Genomic DNA, 19,232 nt, shown 5'->3' with positions numbered 1-19,232 from the left:
CCGTTGAAAAAGCCTTACTTATTGCTGTAAGGTTTTTTACTATTAAGCTTGTGCATACACTGATTTACCCGCAAGCCAGCGATTGATTAGTTGTTCTACTTGTTCAGGATACTGGCGGAGCATTTGTAGTGCGATAGGTCTGACTAAGTTGAGTGTGTGCTTATCTCTGGTTAAGTCAGCAATTTTAAATTCCGCTAAGCCTGTTTGTTTAGTGCCGAGCACTTCACCTGGACCACGAATTTCCAAATCACGTTCTGCAATTACAAAACCATCATTGCTATCTCTTAGAACAGCCAAACGTTTTTGTGCAGTATGAGACAGCGGTGCGTGGTATAAAAGCACACAATGGGATGCGATTGCACCACGACCAACTCGCCCACGTAACTGATGTAATTGTGCAAGGCCAAGCCGTTCAGGATTCTCAATGATGATCAAACTGGCATTCGGCACATCTACACCGACTTCAATGACCGTTGTCGCCACTAATATATGAATCTTTCCAGCTTTGAACTCGCTCATAATAGCTTGCTTTTCTGCTGCTTTCATACGGCCATGAACTAATCCTATAGTTAACTCTGGCAGTGCATGAGTTAATTGCAGTGCGCTATCTTCTGCTGCTTGGCATTGCAATGCTTCCGATTCATCAATTAAGGTGCATACCCAATATACTTGACGACCTTGCTCGGTACAGGCTGTTTTTACACGAGCAATAATTTCATCACGACGCGTATCAGGTAGTGCAATGGTTTTAATTGGGGTACGTCCTGGTGGCAACTCATCAATCACGGACGTTTCTAAATCGGCATAAGCTGTCATCGCCAGTGTACGTGGGATCGGTGTTGCTGTCATAACCAGTTGATGGGGATAGCAATCACCAAAACGGCCTTTTTCTCGTAGCGATAAGCGCTGATGGACGCCAAAGCGGTGTTGTTCGTCAATAATAATAAGCACTAGGTTATTAAATGTTACTTGTTCTTGAAATAACGCATGAGTCCCAACAATCATTTGCGCTTCACCTGATGCTATTTTTTCAAGCGTTGCGCTGCGTTCTTTTCCTTTGGTTTTACCACCGAGCCATGCTGTAGTTATACCTAAAGCCGTAAACCAATTTTCGAAAGTAATGCCATGTTGTTCTGACAGAATTTCGGTGGGTGCCATTAATGCCACCTGATAGCCCTGTGCGATAGCTGTTAAGGCGCTCAGTGCCGCAACGAGGGTTTTACCTGAGCCAACATCGCCTTGTACTAAGCGCATCATTGGATAAGGAGACTGCAAATCGTTTTTTATTTCAGCGACGACTTTGTTTTGCGCGTTGGTTGGAGCAAAGGGGAGCTGCGCTAAAAAATCATGCTCCAGATGATTAATAGGGTTCAGAGCAACTGCTTTTACTTGCTGTCCTTGTTGACGTAATTTTAATAAGCTCAAATTTTGCGCCAGTAACTCTTCAAACACTAAACGTTGTTGAGCCGGGTGCAGGCCTTGCTCTAATGCGGTGATATCTACATCATTAGCGGGGCGATGTAAAAGTAGCAGTGCTTGAGTTAAATCCATACCAGCGTGTTGGAATTGCACTGGCAATAACTCTTCTACCTGATATTTTTCAAGTAATGCAATCGCCTGATCACTTAATGCACGGATCGACAGTTGTTTTAACCCTTCCGTTGTCGAGTAAACAGGCGTTAGTGTGGTCGCTGTTGGTTGTTCGCTCGGTGTATCGCTGAGGCTGTATTCAGGATGAGTCATTTCATAACCGACTCTGCCACGTCGTACCTCGCCAAAACAGCGGATCACCTTACCGCTACTTAAGGTATTCTTTTGTGCTGCAGTAAAATTAAAAAATCGCAGGGTGAGTCGTCCAGTACCATCGTTAACTTGGCAAACGAGCATTTTACGTTTACCAAAGGTAATTTGGCTGGTTTCTATGGTGGCTTCAATACTGACATGACTATGCACAGCTAAATCACTGATAGCATAAATACGGGTGCGGTCTTCATATCGAAGCGGTAGATGAAAGAGCATATCTTGCACTGTGCTAATGCCGAGTTTTTTTAGCCGCTCGGCCATCTTTGGACCAACGCCTTTGAGGTCAGTGATTGGGTAGCGGCTTAAAGTTGGCTTTGACACAATACGCTCAAATCTTTCATTTTTAGATACTTTTTAGTTTACGTGCGAACAGGCTTGTCATCAAGCATGTTTTAATTTGTGCCAAAACTCATCATCAGCGATGATTTCACCATTTTCATCGAGGGCTGGATAGAGTTGCGATTTTTCTTTGCATTTTTGTGCAATGATTGGATGGCAACCTTCAAATAGCATCTTATGTTTTATGCTCTCATCCAGCATAGTGCGCTCATATAAGCCGGCTTGCAGACGTTGGTTTTGTGCCTCAAATAATATCAGTGCAGCGGCCACAGACACATTCAGAGACTGCGCCATACCTTGCATTGGAATAATAATGTTTTTATCTGCGTGGGCAAGTGCTTGTGGAGAGATCCCGGTTTTTTCTTGGCCGACAATAATGGCTGTTGGCAGAGTATAATCAATCTCACGGTAGTCAACAGCATCAGGGCATAAGTTAGTAGCGAGTATTTGTACTTGCGGATTATGCAGGCGCATCATAGCCACAGCGCTGTCGATATCTTTATGTAAGTGAGTTGCGATCCAATTTTTACTGCCCCCAGAGGTATTATTGGTGAGCCATTTTTGGTTTTGTGGCCATACTGCATGAACATTATGGCAACCCACAGCATCAGCGCTGCGAACAATTGCAGACAAGTTATGGTGTTTGTGCACATCTTCTAAGCACACGGTTAAATCGGTTTGACGACGATCTAGTACGTGTTTAATGCGATGATAGCGGGTGTTTTCCATTTTTAGCCTTGTCTTAACTCATAAAATTGCCGCTATTATACGGGAATTACCGTCTTAAGGCATTACTGAGCGGCTAATTGGGTTTTGCAGTGATATTAGCGTTTCGGTTGACTGAATAGCTTCGATAGCTTGAATCTTATTGATCAATACATCTTGTAAATGATCAATTGAACGGGTCATTACCTTAATAAAAATACTGTAGTTACCGGTTGTGTAATAAGCCTCAACGACTTCTTCAAGTTCCTTTAGGTGCAATAAGGTTTGTGGGTAGTCTCGAGCATTATTGAGGTTGATGCCAATAAAACAACATACATCGTAGCCTAACTGCTTGGCATTGACGCTAACTTGGGTGCCTGTAATGATCCCGGCTTGTTTCATTTTTTCAATCCGTACATGAATTGTACCTGCGCTAACGGCGAACCGTTTGGCTAATTCTGCATAGGCTGTGCGGGCATTATCCATTAATGCGTGGAGGATCTGTTTATCAAGATTATCGATTTGATAATTTTCCATATAAATATCATCTTTAAATTGTTGAATCATCATTTTTTATACCACTAAATTAATCAAATTAATATGGTAAAGGTGTTTTTGTTATTGGTTATTGAATTAAAGTGCAAAATGATTGAGGATTGCTTTAACGACATGGTTGCTCATAGTGCAATCATGCATTTATGCAAGTAACAATAACTGGGAATGAGGCCAATTATTATGAGTTCACACTTTGTCCAGCAACAGCTGCAAATTAGTAAAGTTAAACAGTATTTTTCACACCAGCTAGAACAACAGCTAGGGTTAATTGAAGTACAAGCGCCTATTTTGGCTAAAGTAGGCGATGGTATCCAAGATAACCTAAGTGGCACTGAAAATGCGGTTGCGGTAAAAGTTAAAACTATTCCAGCGAGTCAATTTGAAGTGGTTCACTCTTTGGCAAAATGGAAGCGAAAAACACTAGCTGAGCACGGCTTTGCAATTGGTGAAGGTTTATACACACATATGAAAGCGTTGCGCCCGGATGAAGAGTCATTAAGCCCCATCCATTCTGTTTATGTTGATCAGTGGGATTGGGAGAAAGTAATTTGTGCCAGTTCTGAGCGCTCTCTTGATAAGTTAAAAGAAACAGTACAAGCCTTGTATAAAGGCTTAAAAGCAACCGAGCAATTTGTTGCTGATGAATTTGGTATATCACCATTTTTACCCGCTGATATTACTTTTGTACACAGTGAACAGTTACGTCAAATGTACCCTGATTTTACCGCCAAGCAGCGCGAAAAAGCGATTACACAAGAATATGGTGCGGTGTTTTTGATAGGCATTGGTGGGGCATTAGCCGATGGTAAGATTCATGATGTACGCGCACCTGACTACGATGATTGGTCGACTCAGACTTGCGAGCAATACAGTGGCTTAAATGGTGATATTTTACTGTGGAACCCTGTGCTTGAAGATGCTTTTGAAATTTCATCAATGGGTATTCGCGTATCACCAGAAGCATTAGTTGCACAGCTTGCAATTACCGGTGACCAAGCTCGTTTAGAATTTGATTGGCATAAGCAACTACTAGCTAAACAATTACCACAGACAATAGGTGGTGGCATTGGTCAATCTCGATTGGCGATGTTGTTATTACAAAAACCTCACATCGGTCAAGTACAAGTAAGTGTATGGCCGGAGGAGTTAAAACAACAAGTGGCTGGTATTTTATAACGTAGACGAGAGAATAGAGATTATCTGCTGTTAGTCTCTATCTGCTTGCGATCAACTGGTTTTAAATTCAATCTCTATTTTTCCTTCTTGCAGTTTTACGTTACAAGGAGGATAGCTGCGATTTGTTCTTAATACTTTATCGAAAATGTGGATTTCTACCCCAGAATGCAATTTTTTATTGACCGCTAAATTAGCATTATCAAGTAGTTCATATAGACTTTGTTCTAGCGTTGTTAGGCGTTTTTCTAGCTGCTCTGCTTGTTGGCAATAATGTTGCTGAGTAGCTCCTATTTTAGCGAGCAATAGTTTTTTCTTATCTAAATCTTTTACTAAATCGGCCTTTTCTAGCGTTGCTTGCAGGGTGTCTAATTGCTCATCGGTTTTAGCTAATTCTTTAAGGCATTCATCGGTTTCAGTAGTAACAGACTTTCCTGAGGCAACCATGTTTATGAGCATTTTAGCGCCAGATTCATTACCAATTTCACCAGCGATAATCATTCCGGCATCCAGGATCTCGCCACCAAATAACTTCCCTTGTGGATTGTCTGCTTGGCCTATCTGTAAAAGCTTAGTCGCTTTCATTGCGCAGTGGCTAGCTTGGCGCTCAATAAAAATATTATTACCTTCAAGGTAGCTATATTGGGAGTGAGATAAATGAATATCACCGTTACAAATAATTTTGCACGAAAGTGTTTTATCATCTAGCTGGTGGCCAATCACACCTTGTTTAATGGTGATATTACCTTGCGCTGTCAGCTCTCCGGATTCAACCGTGCCCATCACAGTTATATCGCCTTTCGCGGTTACTTTCATGCCAGGCTCTATATTATGAGTGACAATAATGCTGCCATCAAAGTTTATATGGCCGCTTTTAACTGTGACATCGCCAATCGTAAAAATATCATCAACGCGCATACCATTTTGAATTTCGACTGGTACGCCCGCAATACTTGAGATTAATTCAAGAGGATTAGTTTTTGATATTTCACTGCCCTCACCAGCAACTAGCGGGCTACTTTCTCCTGCTTTTGCCGGAAGGACATCGCCTTTTACGGTAAAACCTTCTTTACCAGGGGTTGCGGGTTGCTGTCGAACTAATAATGTACCGGGTTCAACACTTGCTAACTTGCCAAAGTCGCGCATATCGACAGTGCCATCTTCGCGCAGTTTCGGGGTATGCAAACGCTCTTTTAAAGTTAATACTTGAGGAAGTAATTTTGATGATTTGCCGTCTTCTGGTAAGCGACCTTTAGCGAGGATACCTTTAACGGTAGTGCCAGCGGGTAATTCAAATTGTTTTTGTAGCAGCTGCTCTAAAAATGCTTGTTTGTAGCCCCGAGCAACCCCAGCTTTGATCAGCTGCTGTTTCGCTTGATCAAGGGCCAAAACTTTGCCACCTTGTGCGAGTGTGAGTTCGCCTGTTGCTAACATTTTATCATCACTGAGTGTAACAGTTAGTGTGGCGTCATGCTTACTGGCAACCACTAAACTACGTTCGCTACTAGGCTCTTTAAAAAAAGCATTGATAGCATCATAGTCTATGCGACATTCACAGAATGTTGATTTTTCTAGAGCCTCAATAACAAAAGCGGCACTAGGCGGCGAATGTTCTATAACATCGAGTAGTACATTACCGTTATGAGCAAGCTTAAACACGGATCATCCTTTTACAACACTTAAGTTAAAGGTTTTTATAATTATATAAAGATAGAGTGCTAGAGATTTGAATAACTGTCAAGAAGATCGAGGAAAAGGGGACTGATGAGTTAATACACCTAAGTATAAATACTTAGGTGTATTGCTGTAAGCTTAATTTGTTGAAGGCAATTCCATAATACCGTCAATTTCAACTTGCACGTTTTTTGGTAATGCGCGCACGCCAATTGCTGCTCGGGCAGGATAAGGTGCTTTGAAGTATTGGCTCATTACTTCATTTACCGTCGCAAAGTTAGATAGATCAGTTAAATAGATATTAACTTTTACCAAGTCTTGGATGTTGCCACCGGCTTCTTCACATACCGCACTAATATTTTTAAATACTTGATGTGTTTGTTCTGCGAAATCTTCAGAGATCACTTCCATCGTTGCGGGAACTAATGGAATTTGACCCGATAAGTAAACTGCTGTACCAACTTTTACTGCTTGGCTATAAGTGCCGATGGCAGCAGGTGCTAGATCCGTAGAAATAAATGCTTTATTCATGATTATCCTATGTTATTTTTTACGATAGACTTTTTGCACATCAGGCATTACGCGAATGCGGCGCATGATATTTGCAACATGGACACGGTTTTTCACGGTGATCCCTAAATCTATCACGTATAAATTACTTTCTTTTTCATCTGTGGCAATTTCCACTATGTTTGCTTGGGTTGTAGCAATTACATTGGTTAGTTTTGCGAGTGCGCCTTGGTGGTTTATGATTTCTACACGCAGTGCTGCAATATATTCTTTTTCTGGATTATCATCCCATTTAACAACCAAGTACTTGGAGCGTTCAGTTTCCCAGCCACGAATATTTTTACATTCTTGGCGGTGAACCGTGATGCCTTTACCTTGGCTTATATGTGCGGTGATAGCATCCCCTGGCACTGGTCGACAACATTTAGAATAATTAACTAGCATGCCTTCAGTACCAATAATGGTCGCTTTAGCATTTTTAGTCATATCGCCTAAATCATCATTGTCATTTTGCAGTAAGCGGCGTGCGATCAGCATGCTCATTAAATTACCGCAGCCAATTTCAACTAATAGCTCTAATACAGTATTGAGTTCATGTTCTGCTAATACGCGACTAATATTTTCGTCAGGCAGATCATCGAACTTCGTTTCACCTAAAGCAGAGTCGAGTAAGCGACGGCCAAGTAATAAAGCTTCTTCATGATGTTGGCTCCTCAGGTAATTGCGAATTCCTAAACGTGCTTTACCGGTAACAATAAAGTTTAACCACGTTGCGTTAGGGTGCGCACCTGAGCTGGTAATCACTTCAACTGTTTGACCCGTATCTAATGCTTTACTTAACGGATGAGGTTTACGGTTAACGCGTGCACCCACACAGGTATTACCAACATCGGTATGGACCGCGTATGCAAAATCAACGGCGGTTGCACCCATAGGTAACTCGACTATGCGACCATCAGGAGTGAACACGTAAATTTCTTCTGGGAATAGCTCTGTTTTAACGTTTTCAACAAATTCAAATGATGAGCCTGCGCTTTGTTGTAATTCCAACAAACTTTGCATCCACTGACGTGCCCGTTGTTGTGCAGTGTGGCCTGCGTTATCACCGGATTTTTTATACATCCAATGAGCAGCAACTCCTTTATCTGCCATGTGATCCATATCGTGAGTACGGATCTGGATCTCAACAGGGATCCCATGAGGACCAACTAATGAGGTATGCAACGATTGATAACCATTAGTTTTAGGTACTGCTATATAATCTTTAAAGCGAGTTTCGATTGGTTTATATAAATTATGGGCAACGCCAAGTACCCGATAGCAGATATCCATTGAATCAACTGCAATTCTAAATGCGTAGATATCCATGACTTCATTAAACAGTAACTCTTTATTAAGCATTTTTTTATAAATACTATATAAATGTTTTTCGCGCCCAGAAACAGTGGCTGTAATGCCAGCTTCTTCAAGGCGTGCTGTTATCTCGGTTTGGATATTTGAAATGACTTCTTTGCGATTGCCGCGCGCTTTGGCAACTTCTGACTTTAAAGCGCGATGACGCATCGGGTAGAGGGCTTGAAAACCTAAATCCTCTAACTCATTTTTAATATCGTGAATACCTAAACGATTAGCAATCGGCGCATAAATCTCTAACGTTTCGCGGGCAATACGTCGACGTTTGTCAGGACGTAATGCTCCAAGAGTGCGCATATTATGAGTACGATCAGCAAGTTTGATTAAAATAACACGAATATCTTGTGTCATTGCCATAATCATTTTTCGATAGTTTTCAGCTTGGAATTCTTTTTTATCTTTAAAGCTGAGCTTATCAAGTTTGCTTACGCCCTCAACTAATTCTGCGACTGTCTCGCCAAAAATTTCGGCTAAATCTTGTTGGCTAAAGTCGGTGTCTTCAATCACATCATGCATTAATGCAGCCATTAACGTTTCGTGATCTAAATGCATACCAGCCAGAATTTGGCTTACTTCAACAGGGTGAGTAATGTAAGGTTCGCCACTTGAGCGAGTTTGACCCTCATGGGCCTCTCGGGCTACCACATAGGCTTTTTGTACCAGCTCTACATCAGCAGCAGGTAAGTATTCTGATATTTTCTTTTTTAGACCTTCAAAAAGATACATTCACACTCCAATGTTCTCGTGAAGCAAATAGGTAACGGTATGTTAAGAATATACGATGAAAAGAAGGGATTGCCAACGGCTAGAATAGAAATACTATACCGTTGGCTAAATCAGACAAGGAAGTCAGATTATTGGTTGCCGCCTACAATAGCTGCAACTGCAGCCATTTCAGCCGCCTCTTGATGTTGTTGCTCTTCACGATCAATAAGATCCATTGATGAGCTATCTACTAAACCAAGTTCAATTTCACGTAAAGCAACAACCGTTGGTTTATCGTTTTCAGGATCAACCAGTGGCTTTTTACCACCGACCGCGATTTGACGGGCACGACGGGCCGCAACTAAAATTAAATCAAAACGATTACCAATTGCATCTACTGCATCTTCAACAGTTACGCGAGCCATCTTAGCACTCCAAATAAATTTTTAAGCAAAGACGTAGTTTACTGCACCGAGTCAGATTCGCCAATAGCTTGTGGTTAATTTAAACAAATAAAATACTTACTGAACCCAAATTAGGATTTAACGCAGTAAGTCTACGAGTAAATCTTGATGGCGAATAGCTTGGCTTTGTAGCGATAAGCGTTTTGCCAATACGATCGTCTCAATTTCCTTCAGCGCAGTTGCAAAATCATCGTTAACCACGACATAGTCATATTCATTGTAATGAGACGTTTCAGATTGTGCTTTTGCCATGCGACCAGCAATGATTTCTTGTGAATCTTGGCCGCGATTATTTAAGCGCGCTTCAAGCTCAAATTTTGACGGTGGTAGGATAAAAATGGTTTCAACATCAGCGACCAGATCACGAACTTGACGTGCACCTTGCCAATCAATATCTAAAAATACATCAATACCTGCTGCAAGCTGCTCTTCAATTGCTTGCTTTGATGTACCGTAGTAATTATCGAACACTTGCGCCCATTCAAAAAAATCATTCTTTTCAATTAATGATTTGAATTCATCAACATTTACAAAGTGGTAATGCACGCCATTTGCTTCGCCCGGACGAGGCGAGCGAGTAGTATGCGATACAGATACTTTCATATCATTATACTTAGTTAACAATGCATTGATTAAGCTGGATTTACCCGCACCAGATGGTGCCGATAAAATAAATAAGTTTCCGCGAGAGTGTGCCATGGGTTTTTACCTAAAATAAACCGACTAGAGCTGCTAATAAGCTCCGCCTTAATTTTGGTATTGTACTTTATTTAGTGAAGTTTACTCAACTGCCGAAAGTATCCTAGTGAGGTGATTAAATTTTAACGTATTAATAACCGTATTTTTGTTACGGCAATGATGACTGTTTAAAAAACTCCCGCATTTTAACGATTATTTGTACTTAGTTGCATAATGCAAAAATGGTCGTTGCAAGTTGCATCTTTCATCTTCAACTTTATTTTATTTTGTTTTATTTCAATGCTTTATTTTTTGGAATGATGCCTGCATTGGTACAGTTACTTAATGATTGAGGGCTTACTAATGAGATTAACCCATTTAGCCATAGCGTGTTTAGTTTCACTTCCTTGTGCTGTATTTAGCCAGCCATTCGATAATTGCCCTAGTCAGGCATTTTTGATGCAGGATGCAAAGGCACAGCTTTACGGTATAGATTTAGTGTCGGCTAAACCTACGATTTTATCATCGGCTTTGACGTTTGCTAGCGAGGCAAATAATGAAAGTGTGAATGCCGTCGGTTTTAATTACAAAGACCAATACTTATACGGTTTTAGCCGACAATCGCCTAAAAGCGTGGTGCAAATTGGTAGCAACTACGAAATGAAGCGGTTAAATGTTACTGGCCTACCCGATACTAATTTTTATGTAGGTGATATTCAAGTGACTGGTGAGCAAGCAAATCAAAGTGCGATGTATTATGTATATACTCCCAATTTTGGTTTATATGAAATCAATCTAGAGGGTGATCTAGATGCCCCCATAACTGCTCGGCTACTACCTGCAACCGAGACATGGAACTTAGGTATATTTGATTTTGCATTTCATCCGCAAAGTAATCTGTTATACGCAGTTGAATCAAATGGTGATTTGCATGAAATTAACGTTGCAGAAAATACTACCAAGTTTATTACTCAAGTTGATATTGGTGATGATACGGGCGCATTTGGTGCTGCCTATTTTGATATCAATGGTCAGTTTTATTTTAGTAATAATAAAAGCGGAAAAATTCACAAAGTTGATTTAAGTATTAGTCCTGTTGTTGGTTATACGCCTGTTGCGAATGTGTTTACATCGGGCCCTAAGTCAAGTCAGAACGATGGGGCTCGTTGTGCTATTGCCGAAGTTGAGGTAACAGATAGTTCGATTGATTTTGGTGATGCTCCTCTACCTTATAACACCAGTTTAGAGCAAAGCGGAGCCAGGCATTTATTCGATCCTAACAGCACTGGCAGTAACCTGATTTATTTAGGCGATACAGTCGATGGTGAAAATATCAATACTGATGCCGACTTAATCAACAACCCAGTTGATGCATCAGATGATGGGGTGAGCTTTGTGACGGCAATATCGGCGGGTCAAGATAGCCAAATTATTGTAAACGCCTCTGCGAGTAGCTTTTTATATGCATGGTTTGATTGGGATCAAAATGGCGGCTTTAGTGAAAGTGAGCGCATAATAACTAAATATCAACTTAATCAAGGCGATAACAGTATTTTAATTAATGTACCTAGTAATGTTAAAGCTGGGCAGACATGGGCTCGTTTTAGGGTAACTGATGGCTCGGAAGCTTCGCTTATTACTGCCACTGGCGGTGTTTTAGGTGGTGAGGTGGAAGATTATGAAATAACAACATTTGCTAGTGCTGTATACCCAGGAGAAAACGATTGGGTGACACTTGCTTATGAAGATAAATGGCCGTTTGCAGGTGATTATGACTTTAATGACGTGGTCGTAAATTACCGTACTACTCAGCTCATTGAGGGCACTAATGTTGTTGGTTATAAAATTGATGGCCAGTTAATTGGTGTAGGAGCAACCTATCATAATGGCTTTGCGGTAAGCCTTAAAGAGACGGTAAATAATACAACTTACTCAATTTTAAGTAGAGAAGTCGATGCCGATAATATTCGGTTTGTGATTAATGGCGAACTACAAACAGGCTCATTTTTGGAAGCAAACACAGAGCAGGCTATTTTAATTTTTATGCAAGACACTTGGCTGCATGTGAATAAGCAATCAGGGTGCGAGTATTTTAGAACGGAAAGCAATTGCGACGTTAACAGCAAAGTAACTTTTAGTATGACTATCCCATTAAAAGTCCCTAAAGCGAAAATATTATCCCCCGGAACATTATTAGACCCTTTTATTTTTGCTACAGAGGGCTTTTATCATGGCGATTTTTTAGTTGGTAAAAATGCGCGCAGCTGGGAAGTACACATGAAAAATCAAGCGCCCACAGAAGTATTTGACGCGACTTTGTTTGATCTCAGTGGTGCAGATGATGTGAGCCAGCAAGAAAGTGGTTTGTTTTTCTTAACTGAAAACGGCCTACCATGGGCGATTGAAGTAGGAGTGCAATGGTTACATCCACTTGAAGGTGTAGATATAACCGATGCCTACGATAGCTTTGCTAATTTTGCTCAGTCGTCAGGAAAGCAAAATCCACAATGGTTCAATCGCTACAACAGCAATAATGTGGCAGTTAGAGGGGAACAGTAATGAAAAAATTAACTGTAATTTTATGCTTATCATCATTTTTAGTTGCGTGTGGTGGTGGTGAAAGCGAAAGTACTGCGGCAGTACCTGCAGCTGTTGAATCACTACCATCGAGTGTCGTTCCTATCACCACCGACTCAGCCGGAATGGCCAGTTTAGTGATAGATGATCGTTTTGATTTATCAACGAAATTTAAACTAAAGATTGATGTAGATCTCTCTATAGGTGACGTAAGAGCTTACTTAAATATTTGCCAAAAAAAGGCCAATAGCCTACGTGCTGATTATGGAAACTGCTTAGTTAGAGCTCCTTTATCGCAAGGCTCTATAAAAACTACGCTTGCAATGAGTAGACAAGATATCGAACTGATTGCAGAAATTTGGTTTTACGATACCAGCACTCAACCCCTTTCATTTGCATGGCAGTTTGATACACAAGCAGAACATCAGATGTTTGAAATAAGGTAGTAAAAGTCAAAGGCAAGCAGTAACGGTAAAGTGATCAAGCTAAAGAATACACCTAGGTATATTCTTTATACTAGTTAGGGTAGTGATTTATGTTGAAGTTTCTTAATGATAACAATGGCGATCTTTTGCAAAAAAAGAGGCTAGTAAAATTTTTTGTCGCAGCAGCTGCGTTTATGCTAATTGCGATTGCCTATAATCCTTCGCAATATTATTACGCTGATCTTTTAGTATCATTGCGTATGCCATTACTAGTTATTGCCTTATGCTTTGCCATGTTGCTTTTAATTATAAAAGCAACATATTTAGGTGGGGCGCTATCAATTATATGCTTGATAAGTTTGAGTTCATTATTACCATTGCATTCGTTACCAAGTGAGCAAACCAAAAATGCGATTTTGATAAAACAAATAAACTTAAATTATAGTAACCCGTTTATTGAATCGCACTTAGTTAGCTTACAAAAACAATCTTGGGATGTATTAATTCTGCAAGAGTTTAGTGATTTAAATCGGCATTTGCTCTCTCGTTTTTTAACCAAGGCTAGTTTATTTGGTTATCGTGAAGTAGAGGGGATCCCTTACGGCATCGTTGTTATTTCGCGTTTCCCTATAATTTATAGACAACAAGTAAAACTTCAAGGGGATAGGTTAGGTTACATTAAACTGCGCTTGTTATTTAATAATGAAGTTATCACTACGTATATTGCCCACCCACCATCACCAAGAACCAAGCAGCACTGGGAAAATAGAAATATTTTACTCGCGGCGCTGCATGCAGCAACAATACAAGAGCAAACACTATGGCTAATTGCAGGTGATTTAAATATTGTCCCTTGGTCACGTTATTTTAGTTGGCAAAGTACACAAAGTTGTTATGGAGCAAATCCTTATAGCAGTTTTATGCCCTTAAATATTAAGCCGACACTGCTAACCGGGTTACCCATAGATCACTGTGTTTTTGACGAGCAATTTACGTTAAACAGCTTAATAGTGAGTAATTTTGCAGGAAGTGATCATAAGATGCTTAGTTACAGTTTGAGCCTTCATGATTAACCAAAGTTCAGCTTAGTTAGTTAATAAAAATAGCATGCAGGATTAACCACATGCTATTTGATTAAATAAACCAATGCGGATTTATTTTACTGTAATGGCAAAGGTCATTTTTAAGTCATGTAGTAAATGACGTAGGTTTCGCTTATGTGGAAAAAGTGTGAATGCAGCAGTTGCAATCGATAGGGCTTTAAATTTAGAACCTATTTCTCGATAGTACTCACCATAGCATTCTAAAATGCGTGCTTGTGCTTTTATTTTTGCCATAACGCCAGCATCATGTTTACAACGCGAGACAATTTCTTTCATTGCATTGAGTCTGTTTTTACGGTTTGCAGTAATAGAACCCGCTCTCATCAAGTAATCCATTGCGATACGCGGTGAAAACGCAACATCACCGATCCTTGCAAGTTTTAACCAGCAATCCCAGTCGCTAGCGCTATTTAATTGGTTATCAAATCGGCCAATATAATTAATCGCTGAACGCTTAACCACAACCGAAGATGTGCCAATTACATTAGCAAAAATCAGTAAATCCATTGGGCATTTTAAATTTTGATAACCCATATTATTTTTATCAACAAATTTTGAAAATTCAGGCCAAAAAGAAAAACAATCGACAATGGGTTCATATTCTTCGTTAATATGCATATAGTTTGTGAAACTTAAAACGCACTCTGAGTGCTCTTTCATATAGCTTAATTGTTCGTATAACTTATCATCACTCCAGTAATCATCAGCGTCTAAAAAAGCAATGTAATCACCTTTTGCTGCGGCAATAGCGCGATTTCTTACATTGACAACGCCAGTGTTTTCTTGCTCTATAACAATTAACTGGGGAATTGTTGTTTGGGCGGTTTTTAACCACTCAACACTACCATCTGTTGAACCATCATCAACCACAATAATTTCTAAATTCACGTTTTTTTGTTTAACAACACTACTAATGGCTTTGGCTAAATATTGTTTACAATTGTAGTTAGGGATAATAACGCTTATTTCTATACTCATGATCCGCATCCTAGTTTTATAAATTAACTAACTAAGTACTACGCAAGTTCAGCGCCAATTATTTTAATAGGTTTGCGAGGGGGTTTTTGTCTAATGCTTTGCATTTTGCAACAGATGTTCGCAAATTGACTTTTTAATCATGTTTTTGGTGTGTTTTAACTGGGCATGCTTCTTGCGAAATAACCATAAGTTATATTTGGAGTGTTGAGCATGAAACATATTGGCATTGTGGTACCGAGTTTCCATATCCCCTCAGAAACCTTTGTGGTAACTGAGATAAACGCATTAGTAAGAGCTGGGCACAAGGTCAGTGTTATCACCTTTGCAAATTTAAATAGTTGTACCAATCTTGATAGCAGTGTAAACGTCATTACTATTGAAAAATCGTTGTTATATGCGGCCAAGTTTGCCATGAAAAAACCGCTGGCAGCATTTAAAGCGGCATTAACAGCAACAAGGTTTACCTCAATCTCGGTCACTTCACTGCTTGGCTACGGATTAAATATTGCTGACATAATCAAACAACATGGTATTTCCCACATACACTGCCACTTTATGCATGCGCCTCTGGCGTACTCAATTATAGCCAGCAAAATTGCAGGCATTAGTATCTCCTCGATTGGCCACGGGCATGACGTATACGTTAATGATACTGATCTTAGGCTGAAACTCTCATTGTGTAATTTCTCCGTGGCCGTGTGCAAAGATATGGCTGAAAAGTTAGGTAAATACAAAGCGGGTAAAGTTGAGTTGCTGCATTGTGGAGTTGATCTAAGTTTATTTAACGCAACGCCTAACCGACTTAATGAGTCTGTGAAACTATTATTTATTGGCCGTTTAGTTGAAAAAAAGGGACTACAATTTTTACTACCCGCAATAAAAAAATTAAATAAAAAATACTCAATATTTTTAGATGTTGTTGGTGAAGGCCCTTTGATGAACGACCTAAAGTTTTTATGTGAAAAGTTAGGCATTGAAAAAGAAGTTAGATTTTTAGGCAAGCAAACGCCACTGTGGCTATCAAAAAACACCAGTAATTACTCTGCGTTAGTTGCGCCATTTTGCATTTCAAGTAACGGAGATAGAGATACTGGTCCGGTGGTTTTAAAAGAGGCTATGGCTAGTGGTATTCCAGTGCTCACAACTCAATTAATGGGAGCCAAAGAAATTGTTAATGACTCGGTGGGCTTTAAGTGTGAGCCGTCGAGTATTTCAGGGTTGGAGAAAATTTTAACGGAGTTTTGTGAATTAAATCCCTATGAGAGATACGCCAAAGGAATTAACGCCAAACGCTTAGTTGCAAATAAGTTTAACGCCAGCTCACAAGCTAAAAAATTGTCATCTTGGGTGCAAAACTCTTAAGGAATAAAGATGAATGGATTAAAGCAAATCGCCTATTTTGGACTATCAACCTTGTTACTTAAGGGGCTTGGCTTTGCTTTGTTGCCTATATCTACTCGTCTTTTAAGCCAAGCTCAATTTGGTGAACTAAACTTTTTAGTTTCTATTTCCGCTATTATGTCTTTGTTGTTGTGTTTAGGGTTACCCGAATTATTGTTCAAGCAACAAATGAAAAATGCGGTTTATAAACAAGCTTTGTTTAGAGACGCGATTATTTTATGTAGCGTTTTGAGTGCGTTGTTTGTTGTTATCATGGTGTTATTTACCAGCTCATTTAGTGTGTTATTACCCATCTCCATTAATAAACTTGATCTGCAGTTATTAGCGGTTAATTTAGCATTTTCTGCTGTGCTGTCCATTGTGTTTTGCTTTTTAAGATATTACGAAATGGCTAAGCAGTTCTGCTTTTTAGCTATTTTACAAGGAGTGGGGCAAACGCTACTCACCATTATATTACTTTACCTTGGCTATGGAGTAACGGGGGTTATGGTGTCGGGTGCTGTGTCGAGCTTTATTGTGCTGATGATTTCGTTATGCGTCATTGGCCGCACAATTACGATTAGTTTTAACTATGTTCCTTGGAATATAAGTTATAAAAATAGTTTGTTTTTATTAAGTATTATTGCTTCATCGCTGTTTGTGTATGCAAATAATGGCGCTGAAAACTGGTTTATTGCAGCCAGTGTCGGAAAAGAAAAGCTTGCCCAATATTATGTGGCAATGCAATTTGCAGTTATGACTTCGTTTACCTTTGAACCGATCAGAATGTGGTGGTTTTCTCGTCGTTTTAATGAATTAACTTCTTGTCGCACTCGTTATGTTTCTTTATGTGAGCTAAGTTTAGAAATCGCAATTGCGTTGTGTGCAGTAATGCTTATTGTTGCGCCTCATTTATTTATCTTGGTTTTACCACAAGGTTACTTACTAAATTCTTGGCTTTTACCCAGTTTAATATTTATTGTTGTACTTAGGCATCACAGCGATCTACTCAATATTGGTTGTTATATTCATTTTAACGCACTATTTGTCACTATTATTAATGCTGTTAGTGCAGCTTGCGTACTAATAGCATTGGGTATTCTAGTGCCTAAATGGGGAGTGCTTGGTGCAGTGGTCAGCTTAGTATTTGCACAAACTCTTAAAACAGTGTTGTTTGTTGTTGTTAGCCAAAAGCTCGAAAATCTGGCATTTAGTATTCAGCGATTAGTACCTAGCTGGCTCTGTTTTATTAGTGTTTTTGCCCTGAGCGTAAGTGAAATTACTCATTATGTAATTTGGCAAATCGCGGCTTTAGTTTGCCTAATAGGCGTTTTATTTAATAAGTATCAAAACAGAATAATGGCAATACTGAATCAGTATGTAACAAGGAAAGCACATGGTTAATTGGTATAAAGCGCATTGCCATTTAATAAATGGCTTGGTGATTACTGTGCTCATTTTAGGTTTGTATTCGCTATTTGGCCCCATAGCCGCTTTTGCCTTGTTGCTATTACCGTTTGCGGGTTTTTTGGCGATACGTATTAGCACCGTGTTTATTATATTATTTATTTTGTTTAGCTATTTTAGAATCCACGAGGCGTTTGTTTTTCTAATGCCGCTTAAAATTCCTAAATTACTTGCTTTAGCATCTTTACTGGCCATTGCATGGCATTTATTTGTATCTAAAACTTTAAAACCACATTGGAGCTCTACGCATCTTATTTTTGTAATTTGGTTCGCTTGGCTCACGGTATGCGTATTTTCAGCTTCAAATAGAGGCGTTGCTATTGAGTATTGGTCTGGTGTGTTGGTTAAAGTATTTATTATGGTATTTGCTATTAGCTGGTGGTTAACGCGGTTTTCGCATTTTAGTTACATTAGGCTGGGTATTATGATCTCAGGTGTCACTATCGCTTTAGTGGCGTTGAATAACAAAATAAATGGTGTGGGGTTAGTTGAAGGAACTAGAGTGACTATTTCACGGGAATATCGCTCGCAATTAGGTGATCCCAATGATTTATCTTTGGTGTTGATGTTTCCTGTTTCATTTTTAGCAGCTGAACTTTTTGATACAAATAGTAATAAGTATCGACGTACTTTTGCCGGAGTTGGTTTGATCTTGGCTATTTCCGGTGTTATTGCCACTCAAAGTCGTGGTGGTTTATTAGGAATAGCCGCTATTTTAAGTTTCTTTTTATATCAAAAAGTCAAAAATCCCTTCGTAGTGGCTATGTGCGGTGGTGTCGCTATGCTTGCCATGATGATTTTTGCTGGTATTTCTGACCGACAAAGTGGTGGTGCGGCAGAAGGAGGTGTCGATGAATCAGCTATGGGTAGGCTCTATGCTTGGCAGGCTGCAATCAATATGGCGTTGTCTAATCCATTAACTGGCGTTGGAGTTAATAATTTTTTTGTAAATTACTATTTTTACAGTCCTCATTGGGATGGCAAGAATCATGCAGTACATAGCACATGGTTTCAGGTGTTAGGTGAAACTGGCTTTGTTGGCTTTTGTATTTTTTTACTCGTGATAGCCAGTATTTATCGAAGTCTGTCGCGGGTTTATTGTATTAATAAACGTAGTTTTAATCCTGAAGTGATGGTGAACGCTAACGCATTAAAGGCCGGTTTAATTGGCTTTATGGTTGCTGGCACTTTTTTAACTCAAGCTTTTACATGGCCACTGTATATTATTCTGGCTCTGACTATTGCACTAGAAAAGCTTACTATAGAAAGTAATAAGGAATAAC

At 39.6% G+C, this 19,232-nt stretch carries 16 protein-coding genes; 7 read left to right on the top strand and 9 right to left on the bottom strand.

Annotation, left to right across the window (positions count from 1 at the left end; translation table 11 throughout):
- Positions 1 to 42 precede the first annotated feature (42 nt).
- From recG to asnC, 3 genes are read right to left on the bottom strand one after another with little or no spacing between them, the layout of a single operon-like run.
- A complete protein-coding gene (recG, locus tag H5200_RS11030; RefSeq protein ID WP_182718081.1) occupies positions 43 to 2,124 on the bottom strand; it encodes an ATP-dependent DNA helicase RecG in 2,082 nt (693 codons plus the stop codon).
- A gap of 60 nt (positions 2,125 to 2,184) precedes the next feature.
- Positions 2,185 to 2,871: a tRNA (guanosine(18)-2'-O)-methyltransferase TrmH gene (trmH, locus tag H5200_RS11025; protein ID WP_182761496.1), complete on the bottom strand. Its 687-nt coding sequence runs from the start codon at positions 2,869 to 2,871 to the stop codon at positions 2,185 to 2,187.
- A gap of 54 nt (positions 2,872 to 2,925) precedes the next feature.
- Complete coding sequence (gene asnC / locus H5200_RS11020) at positions 2,926 to 3,384, bottom strand: transcriptional regulator AsnC (protein WP_145237092.1); 459 nt, start codon at positions 3,382 to 3,384, stop codon at positions 2,926 to 2,928.
- Between the two features lie 198 nt (positions 3,385 to 3,582).
- Between asnC and asnA the strand changes: the two genes are divergently transcribed.
- Positions 3,583 to 4,578, top strand: coding sequence for an aspartate--ammonia ligase (asnA, locus tag H5200_RS11015; RefSeq protein ID WP_145237095.1), 996 nt, complete (start codon positions 3,583 to 3,585; stop codon positions 4,576 to 4,578).
- Between the two features lie 51 nt (positions 4,579 to 4,629).
- Here the strand turns inward: asnA and H5200_RS11010 are convergent, their stop codons facing one another.
- From H5200_RS11010 to gmk, 5 genes are all read right to left on the bottom strand, one after another.
- Positions 4,630 to 6,234 (bottom strand): DUF342 domain-containing protein, encoded by a 1,605-nt coding sequence (locus tag H5200_RS11010; protein WP_149980653.1) that lies wholly within the window; start codon positions 6,232 to 6,234, stop codon positions 4,630 to 4,632.
- 153 nt (positions 6,235 to 6,387) lie between these two features.
- The gene (locus tag H5200_RS11005) at positions 6,388 to 6,780 is read right to left on the bottom strand and encodes a RidA family protein (RefSeq protein ID WP_145237101.1); all 393 of its coding nucleotides are present in this window, start codon (positions 6,778 to 6,780) and stop codon (positions 6,388 to 6,390) included.
- Positions 6,781 to 6,792: 12 nt separating this feature from the next.
- Positions 6,793 to 8,898, bottom strand: coding sequence for a bifunctional GTP diphosphokinase/guanosine-3',5'-bis pyrophosphate 3'-pyrophosphohydrolase (gene spoT / locus H5200_RS11000; RefSeq protein ID WP_182718083.1), 2,106 nt, complete (start codon positions 8,896 to 8,898; stop codon positions 6,793 to 6,795).
- A 128-nt stretch (positions 8,899 to 9,026) separates the two neighbouring features.
- Positions 9,027 to 9,302 carry a DNA-directed RNA polymerase subunit omega gene (rpoZ, locus tag H5200_RS10995; RefSeq protein ID WP_064667923.1) on the bottom strand — a complete coding sequence of 92 codons (276 nt, stop codon included), beginning with the start codon at positions 9,300 to 9,302 and terminating at the stop codon, positions 9,027 to 9,029.
- Between the two features lie 117 nt (positions 9,303 to 9,419).
- Positions 9,420 to 10,040, bottom strand: coding sequence for a guanylate kinase (gene gmk, locus H5200_RS10990; RefSeq protein ID WP_182739703.1), 621 nt, complete (start codon positions 10,038 to 10,040; stop codon positions 9,420 to 9,422).
- A 342-nt stretch (positions 10,041 to 10,382) separates the two neighbouring features.
- On the opposite strand from gmk, the gene H5200_RS10985 reads away from it, so the two are divergent.
- The 3 genes from H5200_RS10985 to H5200_RS10975 all read left to right on the top strand — a co-directional run bounded on the left by H5200_RS10985 (position 10,383) and on the right by H5200_RS10975 (position 14,094).
- Entirely contained in the window at positions 10,383 to 12,578 is a 2,196-nt protein-coding gene (locus tag H5200_RS10985; protein ID WP_182761495.1) for an LruC domain-containing protein, read from the top strand.
- Positions 12,578 to 13,042: a hypothetical protein gene (locus H5200_RS10980; protein ID WP_182739705.1), complete on the top strand. Its 465-nt coding sequence runs from the start codon at positions 12,578 to 12,580 to the stop codon at positions 13,040 to 13,042. The genes H5200_RS10985 and H5200_RS10980 overlap by 1 nt, the downstream gene beginning before the upstream one ends.
- Before the next feature lie 89 nt (positions 13,043 to 13,131).
- The gene (locus tag H5200_RS10975; RefSeq protein ID WP_259398782.1) at positions 13,132 to 14,094 is read left to right on the top strand and encodes an endonuclease/exonuclease/phosphatase family protein; all 963 of its coding nucleotides are present in this window, start codon (positions 13,132 to 13,134) and stop codon (positions 14,092 to 14,094) included.
- 81 nt (positions 14,095 to 14,175) lie between these two features.
- Here H5200_RS10975 and H5200_RS10970 read toward each other — a convergent pair whose 3' ends face one another.
- Positions 14,176 to 15,102 carry a glycosyltransferase family 2 protein gene (locus H5200_RS10970; protein WP_182761494.1) on the bottom strand — a complete coding sequence of 309 codons (927 nt, stop codon included), beginning with the start codon at positions 15,100 to 15,102 and terminating at the stop codon, positions 14,176 to 14,178.
- 210 nt (positions 15,103 to 15,312) lie between these two features.
- Between H5200_RS10970 and H5200_RS10965 the strand changes: the two genes are divergently transcribed.
- The 3 genes from H5200_RS10965 to H5200_RS10955 are packed head-to-tail and all read left to right on the top strand — an operon-like array spanning position 15,313 to position 19,231.
- Positions 15,313 to 16,464 (top strand): glycosyltransferase, encoded by a 1,152-nt coding sequence (locus H5200_RS10965; protein WP_149980659.1) that lies wholly within the window; start codon positions 15,313 to 15,315, stop codon positions 16,462 to 16,464.
- Between the two features lie 9 nt (positions 16,465 to 16,473).
- A complete protein-coding gene (locus tag H5200_RS10960) occupies positions 16,474 to 17,886 on the top strand; it encodes a lipopolysaccharide biosynthesis protein (RefSeq protein WP_182718088.1) in 1,413 nt (470 codons plus the stop codon).
- On the top strand, positions 17,879 to 19,231 hold the full coding sequence (locus H5200_RS10955) for an O-antigen ligase (RefSeq protein ID WP_182718089.1): 1,353 nt from the start codon (positions 17,879 to 17,881) through the stop codon (positions 19,229 to 19,231). The genes H5200_RS10960 and H5200_RS10955 overlap by 8 nt, the downstream gene beginning before the upstream one ends.
- The last annotated feature ends 1 nt before the right edge of the window (position 19,232 follow it).

It is taken from the genome of Pseudoalteromonas sp. SG43-7, from assembly GCF_014164295.1.
Lineage (GTDB): Bacteria > Pseudomonadota > Gammaproteobacteria > Enterobacterales > Alteromonadaceae > Pseudoalteromonas > Pseudoalteromonas rhizosphaerae.
This window is presented reverse-complemented; position numbering and strand designations above follow the sequence as displayed.